We start from the raw sequence: 15,144 nt of genomic DNA, 5'->3' as shown, positions 1-15,144 counted from the left end.
ATTTGCTGGAGTGTTAATTCTGATAAAGCACTTTGAATTGAGAATTGAAGATGCGCGATCGCCAAGCGCAGCAATGCGATCGCACATCATCCCAGTAAAAGCCTGAAATTCATAACAAATTCATAGAAAACCTCTTACTTTAGTTAGTTGTCATCTCCCGAAAGCTAGACGATAAAAATGAGGAAATGATGAAGAGCCGAAGATAAGGCTTGAGATTGTGCGGGAAAATATTTATAATCAGTAATGCGGAAGAAAGAATTATCCCCAAGTGATCATCCCACTTCCTCATTCCCCGTTTCCTTGACAACAGTGTAAAAAGCATATTACCCTTATGGATAACGACCGTTCGATATAAATAAAGTTAAGACTAATGCCGAAAATTGTTGACCATAACCAATATCGCAAAGAATTACTTAGCAAATGCTTTGATTTATTTGCCGAGAAAGGCTATGGCTCGATTACCATGCGCCAAATTGCTGACGGATTAAGAGTTTCTACTGGGACGCTGTATCATTATTTTCCCAGCAAGCAAGCTTTATTTGAGCAATTGATGGAGGAAATATGTCAACAAGATTTGTTGAAGGCAACAACTGAGTTGTCAGGAACGCAAACACTGCCAGAACAGCTAGAAATTATTGGCAAATTCCTAATAAAAGAAGAGGATTACTTGATTAAATGGACTTATTTATTAGTTGACTTTTGTCAGCATCAAAACGCTCAAGGAATGCAAAATATTGACGCATTTAATAGAATAAATGAGAGATATAAACAAGCCATATATGAAATTTCAGGTATTCAAGATCCAGTAATAGCAGCATTTATATACTCGTTTATTGATGGGCTAATAGTCGAGCGATTATTCAAGAATAAAATGGTTTCGATTCCCGAACAATGTACTTTATTGGGCAAAATGCTAATGGCATATTTAGAGAAAGAAAATATGTTAAATACAGGAAAATTATGAGTACAAATCTTTTATTTAAAGTTGGAAATCGTTACTGGTTGATTGGGTTAATAGTTGCTGCAACTGGAATTACAGGTGCGATCGCTCTTTATGGTGTTTCTCAGTTTGGGGTTGCTGACAATTCTGCATCCAATCAAGTAGAAACTACACCTCGCATTCCTCAAAAAGTAACAGCGCTAGCACGACTTGAGCCAGAAGCAGAAGTAATTAAGTTGTCTGCACCTTTAGCTTTGGATGGCGATCGCATTGCGAAAATATTGGTATCTGAAGGTGATACAGTCCAAGTTGGACAAGTTGTGGCAATTCTCGATTCTCGCGATCGCTTGCAAGACGCTTTCCAACAAACTCAACAACAGATAAATGTCGCTTCATCGAAACTCGCACAAGTAAAAGCTGGGGCAAAAACCGGAGAAATTCAAGCACAACAAGCTAGTGTTGAACGTTTGCAGGCGCAATTGCAAGGTGATAAAATCGCTCAAGCTGAAACTATAGCCCGATTAAAAGCGCAATTACAAGGAGACAAGATTGCCCAACAAGCAACAATTAGAAAACTTGAAGCCGAACTTAACAACGCGCAAGCTGAATATCAGCGTTATCAACAATTATATAAAGAAGGTGCAATTTCTAGTTCTTTGTTTGATAGTAAGCGGTTAACTGTAGAAACTAGCAAACAGCAATTAAGTGAAGCGAAAGCCGTTTTCAACCGAATTAACGCCACAGGTAACAAGCAAATCAGCGAAGCCAAAGCCACACTCAACCGAATTAATGCCACTGGTAACAAACAAATCAGCGAAGCCAAAGCCACATTTAATAGTATTTCCGAAGTTCGTTCGGTAGATGTGCAAGCAGCGCAGACAGAAGTTGATAATGCGATCGCTTCAGTCAAACACGCCAAAACCGACTTAGAAGCAGCTTATATCAAAGCACCAATAACAGGAAAAATTCTGAAAATTCACACGCGAATAGGCGAAAAAATTGATGACGCTGGCATTGCAGACTTAGCACAAACTGACAAGATGGTTGCAGTTACAGAAGTTTATCAAACCGATATTAGTAAAGTGAAACTCGGACAGCAAGCTGTAATTACCAGTCAAGCGTTTTCTGGTAAACTGCGCGGCACCGTTTCTCAAATTGGCTTGCAGGTAAATCGGCAAAACGTTTTCAGCAATCAGCCAGGAGAAAATTTAGATCGCCGAGTAATTGAAGTAAAAATTCGCCTTAACCCCGAAGATAGTCAACGAGTTGCGGGTTTTACTAACTTACAGGTGCAGACAGCAATTGAATTGTAAAGTTTGTTTGTTTTATAGTATAACGGATGTTCGGTATTAAATATATTGGCGTTGCATATTTAGAGGATGATTTTGCAATATACGTCGAGAAATTGAATATTACGATTCACACCACGGTTATGCAGCACAAAAACATTAATTAAACTCATCATGCAATCATGGTAGGTAAAAACTCTCTAATTTGGTTTCAACTTCTGAGAAGAACTTATCCTTGGACAATTTTATTAATTACAGCTTGGAGAGTAATTTTTTCAAGCGAGCGCAAAAAAAGTAAAGAAAAAGTTCGCTTTTTGATGACTTTTGCAAAAATTAACTTTGCAGACTTTCTATCATTTGTCAATGAATTGCTGTGGTAAATAGTGATACATTTTTGGAGATTAAATGATGCTTCAAGTTATCTATATTCTACTTTGCATCCTCGGTTTAATTTTGCCGTATTCTCAGTTCGTTCCGTTTCTTTTGGAACATGGACTTGATATAAAGCTGTTTTTTGAACAGCTTTTTGCTAACCGAATTTCGGGATTTTTTGGCATGGATGTTGCGGTGTCATCCCTAGTCTTCTGGACATTTGTATTTTGGGAAGGAACACGTTTGAAAATGCGATATCTCTGGGTTTACGTTATCTGCAATCTTTTGGTTGGCGTTTCGTTTGGTTTGCCATTATTTCTATTAATTCGGCAGCGCCAAGTTGAACAGCAAACTGACTAATTGTAATTAGTATTTCAGCGCTAAAGCGCCGACTAAGAAGTTATCAATACTTAGGATTATAATATGGTGGGCAAATTATTTCGGAAAACTCCGCTAGCGTGGCGGCAGTTAATGAAAGAAAAAACTCGTTTGATGGTTGCAGCGGCTGGAATTGCCTTTGCAGACATGTTAATGTTTAGTCAATTGGGCTTACAAGACTCGCTTTATGACAGCGCTACCCTGGCGCATAGTTTACTACAAGCAGATTTGGTAGTTATTAATCCCCAATTTCAAACTTTAGCTTCACCAAAAAGCTTTCCTAGAGAACGATTGTATCAAACATTGGTTTCGGAAAATGTTGAAGCAGTCAGTTCAATTTATATTGGTATGGGACAGTGGAAAAATGCCGAAACTCGGATAAACCGCGCCATTTTAATCTGGGGAATAGAACCTGAAGCCCCTAGCTTTAAGCTACCAGAAGTTAAACAAAATGCGACAGAGTTAAAACTTCTGAATAACGTATTATTCGATCGCGCTTCTCGTCCCGAATATGGGGCGATCGCCAACCTCGTCCAAAAGCATCAGACAATGGAAACAGAATTGAATAACCAAAATATTCAAGTAACAGGACTGTTTACTCTTGGTGCATCCTTTGGTGCTGATGGCAACGTCATCACCAGCGATTCCACATTTTTGAAGTTGTTTCCCGAACGTCAACCGCATCAAATAGACGTAGGTTTAATTCAATTAAAATCAGGTATAAATTCTATCATAGTTAAAGCGGAGCTTACCGCCGCCCTGCCGAACGATGTCAAAGTTTTGACTCGCGAAGACTTTATTGCAGTTGAGAGATATTACTGGGAAAGCCAAGGCACAATTGGGTTTATTTTTGGACTTGGTGTAGTAGTGGGCTTTATCGTCGGGATTGTGATTGTTTATCAAATACTCTACACCGACGTGACAAATCATTTACCAGAATATGCCACATTAAAAGCGATGGGTTATAGCGATCGCTACCTTCTCGGCGTATTGTTACAAGAAGCACTTTTGTTAGCAATATTAGGGTATATTCCCGGATTTTTGATATCCATCGGACTTTATCAATTGACTTATGCAGCGACACTGTTACCGATTGGAATGACACTCAGCCGCGCCATCAGCGTATTTATTTTGACCGTAGTCATGTGTAGTGCATCTGGTGCGATCGCCATGCGAAAACTACAAGCTGCCGATCCTGCCGATATATTCTAACTTTCTTCCTTTGCGCCTTTGCGTGAGAAAAATTCTATGTCAACACAAAGAGTCATCTCCGTCCAAAACCTCAACCATTACTTCGGTAACGCTGAACTTCGCAAACAAGTATTATTCGACATCAACTTAGAAATTTATCCAGGCGACATAGTAATTATGACAGGTCCAAGTGGTTCCGGAAAAACCACATTATTGTCCCTCATGGGTGGACTGCGTTCTGCTCAAGAAGGTAGCCTAAAAATATTATCAGAAGAAATGTGCAAAGCCAGCAAAAAGCAGTTAACTCAAATTCGCCGACAGATTGGCTATATTTTCCAGGGGCATAACCTGATGACATTTTTGACAGCTAAAGAAAACGTGCGAATGTCACTAGAGTTACATGACGAAATGTTAAATCAAGATATAGATGGCAAAGCGCTTGCCATGTTAGAAACAGTTGGTTTAGCAAATCGTGCCAATTATTACCCAGAAAATCTCTCAGGTGGACAAAAACAAAGAGTAGCGATCGCTCGTGCCTTGATCAGCCAACCTAAAATAGTTTTAGCAGACGAACCCACCGCTGCACTTGACAAAAAATCTGGACGCGATGTCGTCCAATTAATGCAAAAACTTGCCAAAGAACAAAACTGTACAATTTTGTTAGTTACTCATGACAACCGCATCCTTGATATTGCTGATCGCATCATTTATATGGAAGATGGTCAGCTAAAAGATGAAGGATGATCCAAAGCAATCTGTTACTCTAGGTGTGCATTGATTTCTTCTAAAAACAGCTAATGGCAATTAATAATATATTTACAGCAGGTGGCGTAGTTATGTTTCCCCTGCTGGGGTTTAGTGTATTAGCAGTAGCGTTGATTATTGAGCGTATCAGGTTTTGGGTAATATTGGTTAGCCACGAACGCCGAATGGTGCAGGAGGTGCTGAATTTTTATCGTCTGAATAATGTAGTTAGTGCGATGGAAAAATTACAACAAAATACTAACTTACCGATCGCCCGCATTTTTTTAGCAGCTTTAGAATTAGAAGAAGCGACACCAGAAGACTTTCGTTTAGCATTAGAAACAGCAGCGCAAGCCGAGATACCTTTACTCAAACGATTTCAAAACATCTTCGAGACAATTATCAGCCTTGCACCTTTGTTAGGTCTTTTGGGAACCGTCTTAGGATTAATTGCTTCTTTTGCCTCTTTAAATATTGGTGATGTCGGAGGTACTCAAACAGCAAATGTTACCAGTGGGATTAGTGAAGCTTTAGTTTCTACCGCATCAGGATTAGTAGTTGCTATCTTTACACTGCTATTTGCTAACACCTTTCGAGGACTTTACCAGCAGCAAATCGCCATGATTCAGGAGAATGGGGGACAGTTAGAATTGCTTTACCGTCGTCGCTACGAACGAGGAGAGAAGCCTTATCTACCTTCTATATGAACCAGATTTGACATCCCAAATCAACTTCCCTTTTACCCTCTTCAAAAATCCATGCTCCATCTTATAGTATTCTAAAATGGCAAATTCTTTTTTTAGCCAAAAATTTTGAGAAAATACGCCATGACTATTTGGGTAAACGAGCAAATTGATCCCTCTGGCATGATTCATGCTTGTATAGCCTGTTGTGATGAGTCCCAAGCAAAAGATTGTCATGAATCTTTTGAGAATAATTTGACTCAGATACAAAAAGCAACTGGTTGGGTAGCGCGATTGCGAACGGTTGATTCTTGGGATGAAGTTCCAGTCAATGCTTTAAAACTAAATTAATTTACTTGACTGTATCGAATTCCATCTTTTTTGATTTTTCATACTTTATTCCTCATACTTTCCCAGGTATAATGCAAGATTTTGGGAATTAGAGACGCATGTTTCCGTTCTTCCTTGGCGTTTTCGTTCGTCTTGGTTTCCGTGATTTAGAAGCGTAAGCAATGGCGATCGCGATCGCTTGCGTCTCTATCTATATAGCATTGATAAATCCGGAAATTGCCTCCGAATACAAGTAAGTACTATCAGAACAAGTTAAGAAACGATAAAAGTGCGATTAAAAATTCATATTTTAGTCACAATGAAACCAAATAAACATAACATATTATGGAAAATTGATGATTTTTATGAATGTTTAAGAGTTATCATCGGAATCAAGGATTTAAATACAAAACTTGCAAAAACCGAATAAATTTAGTGAACTACCCTAATGTTTACACTTCGGAGCAAGGCTGTCCCATTAATTTAGTTGGCAAACCGGGACAAGCAGTTCAGATTTCTATTCATTTGCCCAGTCAGTATATCTGTGCCAACCGCGAACGGATATTACCAGATTGGAGAAACCAGCCGTCTTTTTGGGTGGTGATTGTTTTACAGCGATCGCGATATCAATTAGTAGAAAGTACAAATACAATAGAGAAAGAAAAACAACGCTTGCGGGAAAAGTTTATGAGATTTGGCTGTGACGTTGCTTTTAATTTGCGCGATCGCACTTATCTGACAGACATAATCGACCCCCGCACCGGCTATCCCTTACTTTCCCATCCCGGACAAATTCCCCACGACGACACTGCCGTTGTCAAAGCTTTACTTAACTATCCAGTGCTGAAAAATAAATGCCGTGTTTTAATTCATCCCCATTGGGGTACGGCAGTTTATCCAAGCATCTTAATATCCGAAGCTCCCCCAAGCATCATCGAATCGGTAACTAAAAGCATAGCCCCCATGCATGGTTGGCAAGAGGTTGGTCAAGAGTCATTAGTTAGTGGATAGTTGTTAGTGGATAGTTGTTAGTGGATAGTTGTTAATGTCTCCACTCCCCATCAGCTATTTTTCGGTTTACGCACTTTCTGAGAACCAATTGGTCCAAGGATTTGGTTTAGGCTACGCAATTGTTCAGCTGTACCCATACAAATCAGCAAATCTCCAGGTAATAAAATAGTATCGCCAGTCGGACCGCCGATGAGAGTGCCATCAGTGCGACGAATTGCCAGAACTAATGCCCCAGTTTGCGATCGCAATCTTGCTTTTTGCAAAGTTTCACCCAGATACGGGCAAATTGCCGGATCGAGCAAAACTTCTTCCATATATAGTTGCCGATCTGCACCGGTGAGAATACCATCAACAAAATCCATTACTTGCGGTCTGAGGGCAGATGCTGCCATTCTTTTACCCCCAGTAATATAAGGAGAAATCACCGCATCAGCACCCCCACGTTGTAATTTTTGCACAGCTTCTTCTGTGCTAGCGCGGGCGATCGCTCGAATATCTGGATTAAGTGTTTTCGCTGAAAGAACTACGTATAAATTCTCGGCATCTGAAGGCAGCGCCGCCACAATACAAATTGCCCGTTCAATGCCAACCTTATAAAGAGTTTCATCTAAGGTGGCATCGCCCTGGTATAATGTATAACCTTCAGTTTGGGCTTTTCGCACCGATTCAATGTCCGAATCAATAATTACAAAAGGTACGCCTTCTGCCCGAAACTCTTTGGCAATTTGACGACCAGTCCGACTAAATCCACAGAGGATGTAATGTTCTGACAAAGATTCCATTAGGCGTCGCTGTTGTCGTAATCGAATTCCCTCTTGAAAATAACCTTGAATTAACGCTTCTGTAAATCTATTGACGATATAACCGATTGTTACCACACCCATTAAAATTAAGGCGATCGTAAACAACCGTCCTTGGCTTCCTAAGGGGTGTATCTCACCATAGCCCACAGTCGCCAAGGTGATCACCGTCATGTAAGCTGCATCTTCCCAACTCCACCGTTCTACTAACCTGTACCATAAAGTCCCAATGATAAAGACACCACCGAGGGCAGCGGTTCCTGCCATCAACTCTTTTTGGATGCGACGATATTTTTGCTCAAGCGTTGAATACACAGTTTTTCACCACTGACACTCTTTTGGGGAATGGGGCATGGGGCATGGAAAGAATTGTATTAGAACGCGCATCACTAACAGCCGCTTCTTTAATTCCCAATGCCCATTGCCCATTGCCCATTGCCCATTGCCCATTGCCCATTGCCCATTGCCCATTGCCCAATTCCCAATTCCCAATTCCCAAATAATAAGAAATTTTGAAAATTTTCTATCACACTAGTAAATAACTATAGGATGAAAAACTTTCACTTCTAGGCGATAGTAACTATGCAGACTTTAAAACCAGCGGCAATACCTCCACAGTCAGATTCTGTACAATCTACTCCCTTTGATACAGATAGCTTTAATCAAGTTGTTATGTCCACTTATGCGCGGTTTCCTTTAGCGCTAGAAAAAGGCGCAGGATGCCGCGTTTGGGATACACAAGGGCGAGAATATCTGGATTTTGTGGCGGGAATTGCCACTTGCACTTTAGGACATGCCCATCCTGTATTAATAGAAGCAGTGACAAAGCAAATTCAAAAGCTGCACCACGTTTCTAATTTGTACTACATCCCCGAACAGGGTGAGTTAGCAAAATGGATAGTTGAACATTCTTGTAGCGATCGCGTATTTTTCTGCAATTCCGGGGCAGAAGCCAATGAAGCAGCAATCAAACTTGCGCGAAAATACGCACACACAGTATTACAAATTGACAAACCAATAATTCTCACAGCTCATGCCAGTTTCCACGGACGGACTTTGGCGACAGTTACCGCTACCGGACAGCCGAAGTATCAAAAATACTTTGACCCATTAGTACCCGGATTCCACTATGTACCTTACAACGATATTGCCGCAATAGAAGCCGCAATTAGCGAACTTGATGAAGGTGATTATCGCGTGGCAGCGATTTTAATCGAGCCATTGCAAGGAGAAGGCGGAGTGCGTCCGGGTGATGTTGCTTACTTCCAAAAACTGCGGAAAATTTGCGATGAAATCGGCATTTTGCTGATTTTCGATGAAGTGCAAGTTGGGATGGGACGCAGTGGTAAACTATGGGGTTACGAACATCTTGGTGTTGAGCCGGATATTTTCACCAGTGCTAAAGCCTTAGGTGGCGGTATCCCCATCGGCGCGATGATGAGTAAGTCATTCTGCGACGTTTTCCAACCTGGGGAACATGCTAGCACCTTTGGTGGCAATCCCTTTGCCTGTGGAGTCGCGCTCTCCGTTTGTCAGACATTGGAAAGGGAGAATATTTTACAGAATGTGCAGGATCGGGGTGAACAATTGCGAGATGGGTTGAGAGCGATCGCCGCCAAATATCCCCATATAATTACCGAAGTACGCGGCTGGGGTTTAATCAATGGGATGGAGTTGCAAGCTTCCATTCAGCTAACCGCTGCTGATATCGTCAAAGCTGCTATGGACGAAGGCTTACTGCTCGTACCCGCAGGACCGAAAGTTATCCGCTTTGTTCCACCCTTGATTGTCACAGAAAAAGAAGTAGAAACAGCATTGCAAACTCTGGAAAAGGCGATCGCAACTGTTACAGCCTAGACAAGGAGTGTAAATCAGTTGATAGTAGTCAGGACTTACGCAAAGCCCCCCTTTTTAAGGGGGGTTGGGGGGATCGAAAAGGTCTAGAAAGCTTAATATTTCTCCTTTCCCCTTTCCCCCTCTTCATGAACATTAACTACTAATCACGGACGCTTGCTGTGGAACACGAGCTACAGCTTTAATCAAATCAGCTGCCTTTTCGCCAATCATAATTGTGGGTGCGTTGGTGTTTCCCGTCGTAATATTTGGCATAATTGATGCATCTACAACACGTAAACCATCAACCCCATATACTCGCAATTCCGGGTCTACAACAGCCATTGGGTCAGTTCCCATCTTGCAAGTGCCGACAGGGTGGTAAACAGTATCACAGACTTCCCGGACATAAGCTTGAAGTGCTTCATCGCTAGTGACATCAGCACCAGGAGCAACTTCCTCACCTCGGAACTCATCAAATGCATTTGAGTTGAACAACTGACGGATAATTTTAATTCCTGCAACCAGCTTCTGCACATCGGATTCACTTTGGAGATAGTTCAGCCGGATTACAGGTGAATCGTTCGGGGAAGCAGAGCGCAGACTGACACTGCCACGGCTTTCGGGATGGTTCAGACAGGGTGTACTAGCGAATCCCGAACCAGGACGAGCATAAGCAGGAGGTGCCCACAAAACAGGACCAAAGAAAAGCTGTATATCTGGCGCAGCATCTAAATTGCTCTCGGTATGTAAAAATAATCCTGCTTCAGCAATATTACTAGTTACAGCAGGTTGCAAATCTTGAGTTGCCTGGTGTGCGACTGGGGAAGCAAGGTGGTCTTGCAGGTTTTGACCGACACCTGGCAAATCAACAACTACGGGAATGCCCAATGCTTGCAGGTGTTCAGGTGAGCCAATTCCGGAGAGCATTAGTAATTTTGGTGAATCGAAAGCACCAGCACTAAGAATCACTTCTTGATTCACAAAGACTTGGTGCGTCTTCCCCTCGTGCATGTATTCGACCCCAACAGTGCGTGTTCCCTCAAACAACAACCGAGTCACTAACGCTTCTGTGGTCGTTGTTAAGTTGGGACGATTGAGAATTGGTAAAAGGAATGCAGCAGCAGTACTGTGTCGCTTACCATCTTTGATAGTCAGCTGATAAAGTCCCGCACCTTCCTGTTGCTCACCGTTGAAGTCCGGGTTGTTACTATATCCCATTGCAACAGCTGCTTCTACAAATCTTTGTGATGTTACGGCAGGGGCAATTGGATCGGTAACGCTCAACGCTCCACCGACACCGTGGAATTGAGATGCTCCGCGTTGCTGATTTTCAGATTTCTTGAAGTATGGCAAAACATCTTGGTAACTCCAACCCGGATTGCCTAACTCTTGCCATTGGTCAAAATCGCGGCGGTTGCCTCGAATATAAATCATGGCATTAATTGAACTGCTGCCACCCAAGACTTTCCCACGCGGACAATAGATTTTGCGGTTATTTATATAGGGTTCTTCTTCAGTGAAATATGCCCAGTCCACCTCAGTACACCATAATTTAGTCCAGTCGAGTGGGGTTTGAATTTCTGGCTTATTAGCTGGGTTGCCAGCTTCGAGCAATAACACTGTTGTTTCAGCATCTTCTGTGAGACGATTGGCGACGACACAGCCTGCCGAACCTGCACCAATAATAATATAGTCGTATTGTGTCATCACATACTCCTTGTTCTTCCTACAGTTCCCTAAGAGGGTAACTTCAACTTATTCGCAGTCCGTAAAATCTGCCCTGCTAAAACTGCTGCACCAAAGCCATTATCAATATTTACTACCCCAACTCCAGCAGCACATGAGTTGAGCATTGTCAAGAGGGGCGCTAACCCGCTAAAACTTGCACCGTAACCGATGCTAGTGGGAACGGCAATTACCGGACAATCTGCCAAACCCGCCACTACACTGGGTAAAGCGCCTTCCATCCCCGCTACGACAATTAACACCGAAGCCGAATCGATGACATGGCGGTTATTCAGCAAGCGGTGAATACCGGCAACACCGACATCCCAAAGGCGTTCTACGCGAAAACCAGAAAGTTCAGCGGTGACAGCAGCTTCTTCAGCCACAGGTAGATCGGCAGTCCCAGCTGAAAGAATACCAATATTACCAGAATACTGAGGTTCAATAGTCGGGGGAGCGATCGCACAAATTCGCGCCAAATCGAAGTATCGCAAATCTGGAATTTTTGCTTGAAGCGCAGCGTAAACTTCTGGTTCAATTCGCGTAGCCATCACTACCGGGTTCCGCAAGCGCATCGCTTCCATAATTTGAGTAATTTGAGCTAGAGTTTTGCCAGGTCCCCAAATCACCTCTGGGAAGCCGGTTCTCAGTTGACGATGGTGGTCGATTTTGGCAAATTCACCAACAGACTCATAAGCGAGATTTTTTAATAGCTCTAACGCTACATCAGGAGTAACGTTACCATGAGCAACTTTTTCTAAGAGCGATCGCAAATCTTTTTCATCAGTCATTGTTAATTAGGCATTGGGCATTGGGCATTGGGCATTGGGCATTGGGCATTGGGCATTGGGCATTGATGTTATTTCCATTCCCTATGCCCTATGCCCTATTCCCTAATTAGTAACTTTCAATTCGTAGAGGTTCCAGAATGGACCACCAAGAGCAGTGTACTTCACACCGACAAAGCGATCGCGTACTGCTTGCAAATTCAATCGTTCTACTAAATGAATAAACGGCAACTGTTCGGAAGCGATACGCTGGTATTCGTAATAATATTCCTTACGTTTGTTTTCATCAACTTCTTGCGACCCCTTAATATAAAGGCGATCAATTTCCTTTTCCCAGTCAGCAGCTTCCCAACCAGTTATTCCCGACTTTCCCGGTTGTGGACCTAAATTAAATGCATGGGATGCTCCATTAAGTCTCCAGATATTGCTAGCACCATGAGGTTCAATTCCCCCTCCAGCAAAACCACCAAGGTAACAATCCCAATTTTGGGTATCTTTAAGTTTATTCAAATAAGCGTTGAAGCTGAGAATTTGCAAATCAACTCGAATGCCTAAGTTAGCCAAATCGCGTCTAATTTGCGTTGCCATATCTCCTCTAACTTTCCTTTCGGAATTTGTTAGCAAAGTGAATCGTACTTGATTTCCCTCAGCATCAACTAATTGATTTGCCGAGTTATATTTGAAGCCTGCTTGTAAAAGTAATTTCTTCGCTTTTTCTGGATCGTGATTGTAGACCTTTAACCCTTTTTCAGGTGGTAAGAAGAAAGGACTTTTAATATAAACAAAGGAATTTTGCAATACACCCAATCCCCGAAAAGCGTTTGTTTTCATCGTTTCGCGGTCAAGAGCATAAGCTATGGCTTGCCGAAATTCTTTTTTATTGAACCAACGAGATTTAATTGGATCAACAAAAGGCTGACCCTGAGCATTTTTAGCTTTGCTTAAGTTGAAAGCAATAAAAGTTGTACCTGTATCTGGTCCACCGTTATATATTTTAAATTTAGCTCGTTCTTCTTCTTGCTTCAGCAAACTAAATCCTTCCGGAGCAACTTCCAAATCATCCAATTGCCCAGAACGAAAACTAATTAACTGGTTATCAGTAGATTCAATAATTTGGTAAACAATTCGCTCAATATAAGGTTGAGGTTTACCTTGAGCATCTTTGCGCCAATAGTAAGGATTGCGCTTAAAAATCACTCGCTGACTGGGAATATAGCTTTCCATTACATAGGGACCGTTGCCAACAATTTCTTTCAGATTGGTTCCTGTTGTCCACATTGAGAGAAACTGAAGATTACCATCAGATCCCTTGGTTTGGGTAGACTTTTGCAAAATATGCGCCGGTAAAATTTCTATTCCACCTACTAATCTTAAAAAAGGAGCAAACGGTTCCGGTACTCTAAATTCTACTCGGCGAGCATCAAGTTTTTTTACTGTTGGTAACTTACCGCTTTCACCAATTTTTAAAGCATCTTTAGTCGGGGTAGGTACTTTGGGATTTAAGTAAACATCGTTGTAGGTAAAAACAATATCATCAGCCGTCATTGGTTGACCATCTGACCACTTAAGTCCTGGTCGTAGAGTAATTATAATTCGCTGTCCATTATCAGTAACTTGCCAAGACTCAGCTAAAGCAGGTTCAAGCTTAGTGGTGAACGGATTTGTTGTCATCAACGAGTCATAAATAAAACCAAAAACACTATATGCCGACTCATTCAGCGCTGGGTTAAAAGTTGAAGGTTCACCCAAAACAGCGATGACAAGTTGCGGCACCTGAGCGGCTTCGGTTTTGAAATTAGCAGGGTTACAAGCGCTAACTGTCAATGCTGTAATCATCAGAATTACAAGTAACCAAGAACGTCTAATTGCGGGAAAAATACTAGGAAATTTCATAATTTGAATATTTGATTTTGCTAAAGTAATTGAGATTGTAGCCAACCGAGGAAGTTTTGAGTTTTGTTGAAATACTGAATACCGCTATTTTGTAATATTTCTACAACTTCCCGTTTACCAAATTCTTGAGAATTGCTACTTAAAAATACTTTTGTCTCACTAACATGTAAGCGGGCATGGTGAATTATACACTCTAAAATTAATTTGTCTATCAGGTGCTTTTCAAGGATATTTCTTTCCAAGCTTTCTTGAAAAATATTAGTATCTAATGTAATTATTTCTGCTTGACAATTAAGCTGGTTAAAGGCTACATAAAAACGCTGTGTAATATCATTTGTGCGCTCAAGAAAGCTAATCTTAGCTTGTTTCAACAAATTAACAATTAATTTTGCATTTTGTGAAGTTTTATCTCTTCCTGCTTCGTTAACTTGAATATCTAACCGATTAATAAAATCCTGATTATGCTTATCTACTTGCTCTAAAGTTGCCAAAGATTCTACATAACAAATGCTAGGTATTGTTAAGTGGACTGATATAGGTGTATTATGCAGCAAATTTTCTGCTAATTCATCCTGTCCTTTAGCAATGCTCATCAAAAAGTTTGTTTCTACGTAAAGTATCACTGCCAACGCTACCTAAGGCTGAGTAAGTCCATCTTCTAATAACTGTGACAAACCTATTTCTGCCATCTCCTTTGATCCTGGGGGCATTTCTGACTTCCAGTGATAGCAAAAATCACTTATCCAGGCTTCTATTAAACCTGCGAGATAAAGTTCAAAAATTTGTTTTTGATGAAATTCTGGTTCGTAATGACTCAGCACATCAGCAGTATTAAGATTAAGAACTTCTAATAAATTGCAACCATCCCATCGAAAAACTAAAACATTTTCCAAGTCAACAAACATGACAAAGGGAACCAAAGCTTTCTCAGCTTGCAAAAACTCAATAATTTGCAAGATAGCATTTTCTTTTGTCTTTTGTCTATTTGAGTCAAATGGATTACCTTTTACTTCGGCTATGAGAATAATTTGTCCTTCTTTGTCTAATGCCACAAAATCAGGACGTTGTGAATATTGTAAGTTTGTAGCTTGCATTGTTCTAATTTCCTATCAAGTTCAAGTTTTTTTGTGCTATCAATCATTAATTCCTATATTAACGACTCTT

General features: G+C 41.2%; 17 protein-coding genes. 10 read left to right on the top strand and 7 right to left on the bottom strand.

What is annotated here, in order from left to right; genetic code table 11:
- Positions 1 to 370: 370 nt before the first annotated feature.
- The 9 genes from TOL9009_RS0122620 (at position 371) to TOL9009_RS0122580 (ending at position 6,938) form a co-directional block, all read left to right on the top strand.
- Positions 371 to 964: a TetR/AcrR family transcriptional regulator gene (locus tag TOL9009_RS0122620; RefSeq protein WP_029634849.1), complete on the top strand. Its 594-nt coding sequence runs from the start codon at positions 371 to 373 to the stop codon at positions 962 to 964.
- Positions 961 to 2,253 (top strand): ABC exporter membrane fusion protein, encoded by a 1,293-nt coding sequence (locus TOL9009_RS0122615; RefSeq protein WP_029634847.1) that lies wholly within the window; start codon positions 961 to 963, stop codon positions 2,251 to 2,253. The genes TOL9009_RS0122620 and TOL9009_RS0122615 overlap by 4 nt, the downstream gene beginning before the upstream one ends.
- Positions 2,254 to 2,411: 158 nt before the next feature.
- Complete coding sequence (locus TOL9009_RS0122610; protein ID WP_029634845.1) at positions 2,412 to 2,609, top strand: hypothetical protein; 198 nt, start codon at positions 2,412 to 2,414, stop codon at positions 2,607 to 2,609.
- A gap of 28 nt (positions 2,610 to 2,637) precedes the next feature.
- A complete protein-coding gene (locus TOL9009_RS0122605; protein WP_029634843.1) occupies positions 2,638 to 2,961 on the top strand; it encodes a DUF2834 domain-containing protein in 324 nt (107 codons plus the stop codon).
- Positions 2,962 to 3,024: 63 nt separating this feature from the next.
- Positions 3,025 to 4,191, top strand: coding sequence for an ABC transporter permease DevC (gene devC / locus TOL9009_RS0122600; RefSeq protein ID WP_029634841.1), 1,167 nt, complete (start codon positions 3,025 to 3,027; stop codon positions 4,189 to 4,191).
- Positions 4,192 to 4,227: 36 nt separating this feature from the next.
- Entirely contained in the window at positions 4,228 to 4,914 is a 687-nt protein-coding gene (locus tag TOL9009_RS0122595; RefSeq protein WP_051502994.1) for a DevA family ABC transporter ATP-binding protein, read from the top strand.
- Positions 4,915 to 4,967: 53 nt separating this feature from the next.
- A complete protein-coding gene (locus TOL9009_RS0122590; protein WP_029634837.1) occupies positions 4,968 to 5,621 on the top strand; it encodes a MotA/TolQ/ExbB proton channel family protein in 654 nt (217 codons plus the stop codon).
- A 120-nt stretch (positions 5,622 to 5,741) separates the two neighbouring features.
- Positions 5,742 to 5,948, top strand: a complete 207-nt coding sequence (locus TOL9009_RS0122585; protein WP_029634835.1) for a hypothetical protein — start codon at positions 5,742 to 5,744, stop codon at positions 5,946 to 5,948.
- Between the two features lie 414 nt (positions 5,949 to 6,362).
- The gene (locus tag TOL9009_RS0122580) at positions 6,363 to 6,938 is read left to right on the top strand and encodes a methylmalonic aciduria and homocystinuria type D protein (RefSeq protein ID WP_029634833.1); all 576 of its coding nucleotides are present in this window, start codon (positions 6,363 to 6,365) and stop codon (positions 6,936 to 6,938) included.
- A 50-nt stretch (positions 6,939 to 6,988) separates the two neighbouring features.
- Here the strand turns inward: TOL9009_RS0122580 and TOL9009_RS0122575 are convergent, their stop codons facing one another.
- The gene (locus TOL9009_RS0122575) at positions 6,989 to 8,053 is read right to left on the bottom strand and encodes a potassium channel family protein (protein ID WP_029634831.1); all 1,065 of its coding nucleotides are present in this window, start codon (positions 8,051 to 8,053) and stop codon (positions 6,989 to 6,991) included.
- Positions 8,037 to 8,195: a hypothetical protein gene (locus TOL9009_RS44630; RefSeq protein WP_260675929.1), complete on the bottom strand. Its 159-nt coding sequence runs from the start codon at positions 8,193 to 8,195 to the stop codon at positions 8,037 to 8,039. The genes TOL9009_RS0122575 and TOL9009_RS44630 overlap by 17 nt, the downstream gene beginning before the upstream one ends.
- A gap of 125 nt (positions 8,196 to 8,320) precedes the next feature.
- Between TOL9009_RS44630 and TOL9009_RS0122565 the strand changes: the two genes are divergently transcribed.
- Entirely contained in the window at positions 8,321 to 9,595 is a 1,275-nt protein-coding gene (locus tag TOL9009_RS0122565) for an aspartate aminotransferase family protein (protein WP_038296526.1), read from the top strand.
- A gap of 132 nt (positions 9,596 to 9,727) precedes the next feature.
- On the opposite strand, the gene TOL9009_RS0122560 is transcribed toward TOL9009_RS0122565, so the two are convergent.
- From TOL9009_RS0122560 to TOL9009_RS0122540, 5 genes are all read right to left on the bottom strand, one after another.
- A complete protein-coding gene (locus TOL9009_RS0122560; protein ID WP_038296524.1) occupies positions 9,728 to 11,281 on the bottom strand; it encodes a GMC family oxidoreductase in 1,554 nt (517 codons plus the stop codon).
- A 29-nt stretch (positions 11,282 to 11,310) separates the two neighbouring features.
- Positions 11,311 to 12,090 carry a nickel pincer cofactor biosynthesis protein LarB gene (gene larB / locus TOL9009_RS0122555; RefSeq protein ID WP_029634825.1) on the bottom strand — a complete coding sequence of 260 codons (780 nt, stop codon included), beginning with the start codon at positions 12,088 to 12,090 and terminating at the stop codon, positions 11,311 to 11,313.
- Positions 12,091 to 12,192: 102 nt separating this feature from the next.
- Positions 12,193 to 13,980, bottom strand: coding sequence for an ABC transporter substrate-binding protein (locus TOL9009_RS0122550; protein ID WP_029634823.1), 1,788 nt, complete (start codon positions 13,978 to 13,980; stop codon positions 12,193 to 12,195).
- Between the two features lie 20 nt (positions 13,981 to 14,000).
- The gene (locus tag TOL9009_RS0122545) at positions 14,001 to 14,603 is read right to left on the bottom strand and encodes a PIN domain-containing protein (protein WP_221928650.1); all 603 of its coding nucleotides are present in this window, start codon (positions 14,601 to 14,603) and stop codon (positions 14,001 to 14,003) included.
- 12 nt (positions 14,604 to 14,615) lie between these two features.
- Positions 14,616 to 15,074, bottom strand: a complete 459-nt coding sequence (locus tag TOL9009_RS0122540; protein ID WP_029634817.1) for a hypothetical protein — start codon at positions 15,072 to 15,074, stop codon at positions 14,616 to 14,618.
- Positions 15,075 to 15,144 lie beyond the last annotated feature (70 nt).

The sequence above is a fragment of the [Scytonema hofmanni] UTEX 2349 genome, from assembly GCF_000582685.1.
GTDB lineage: Bacteria > Cyanobacteriota > Cyanobacteriia > Cyanobacteriales > Nostocaceae > Hassallia > Hassallia hofmanni.
The sequence above is the reverse complement of the archived record's forward strand: the minus strand, read 5'-3'. Positions and strand labels throughout refer to the sequence as shown.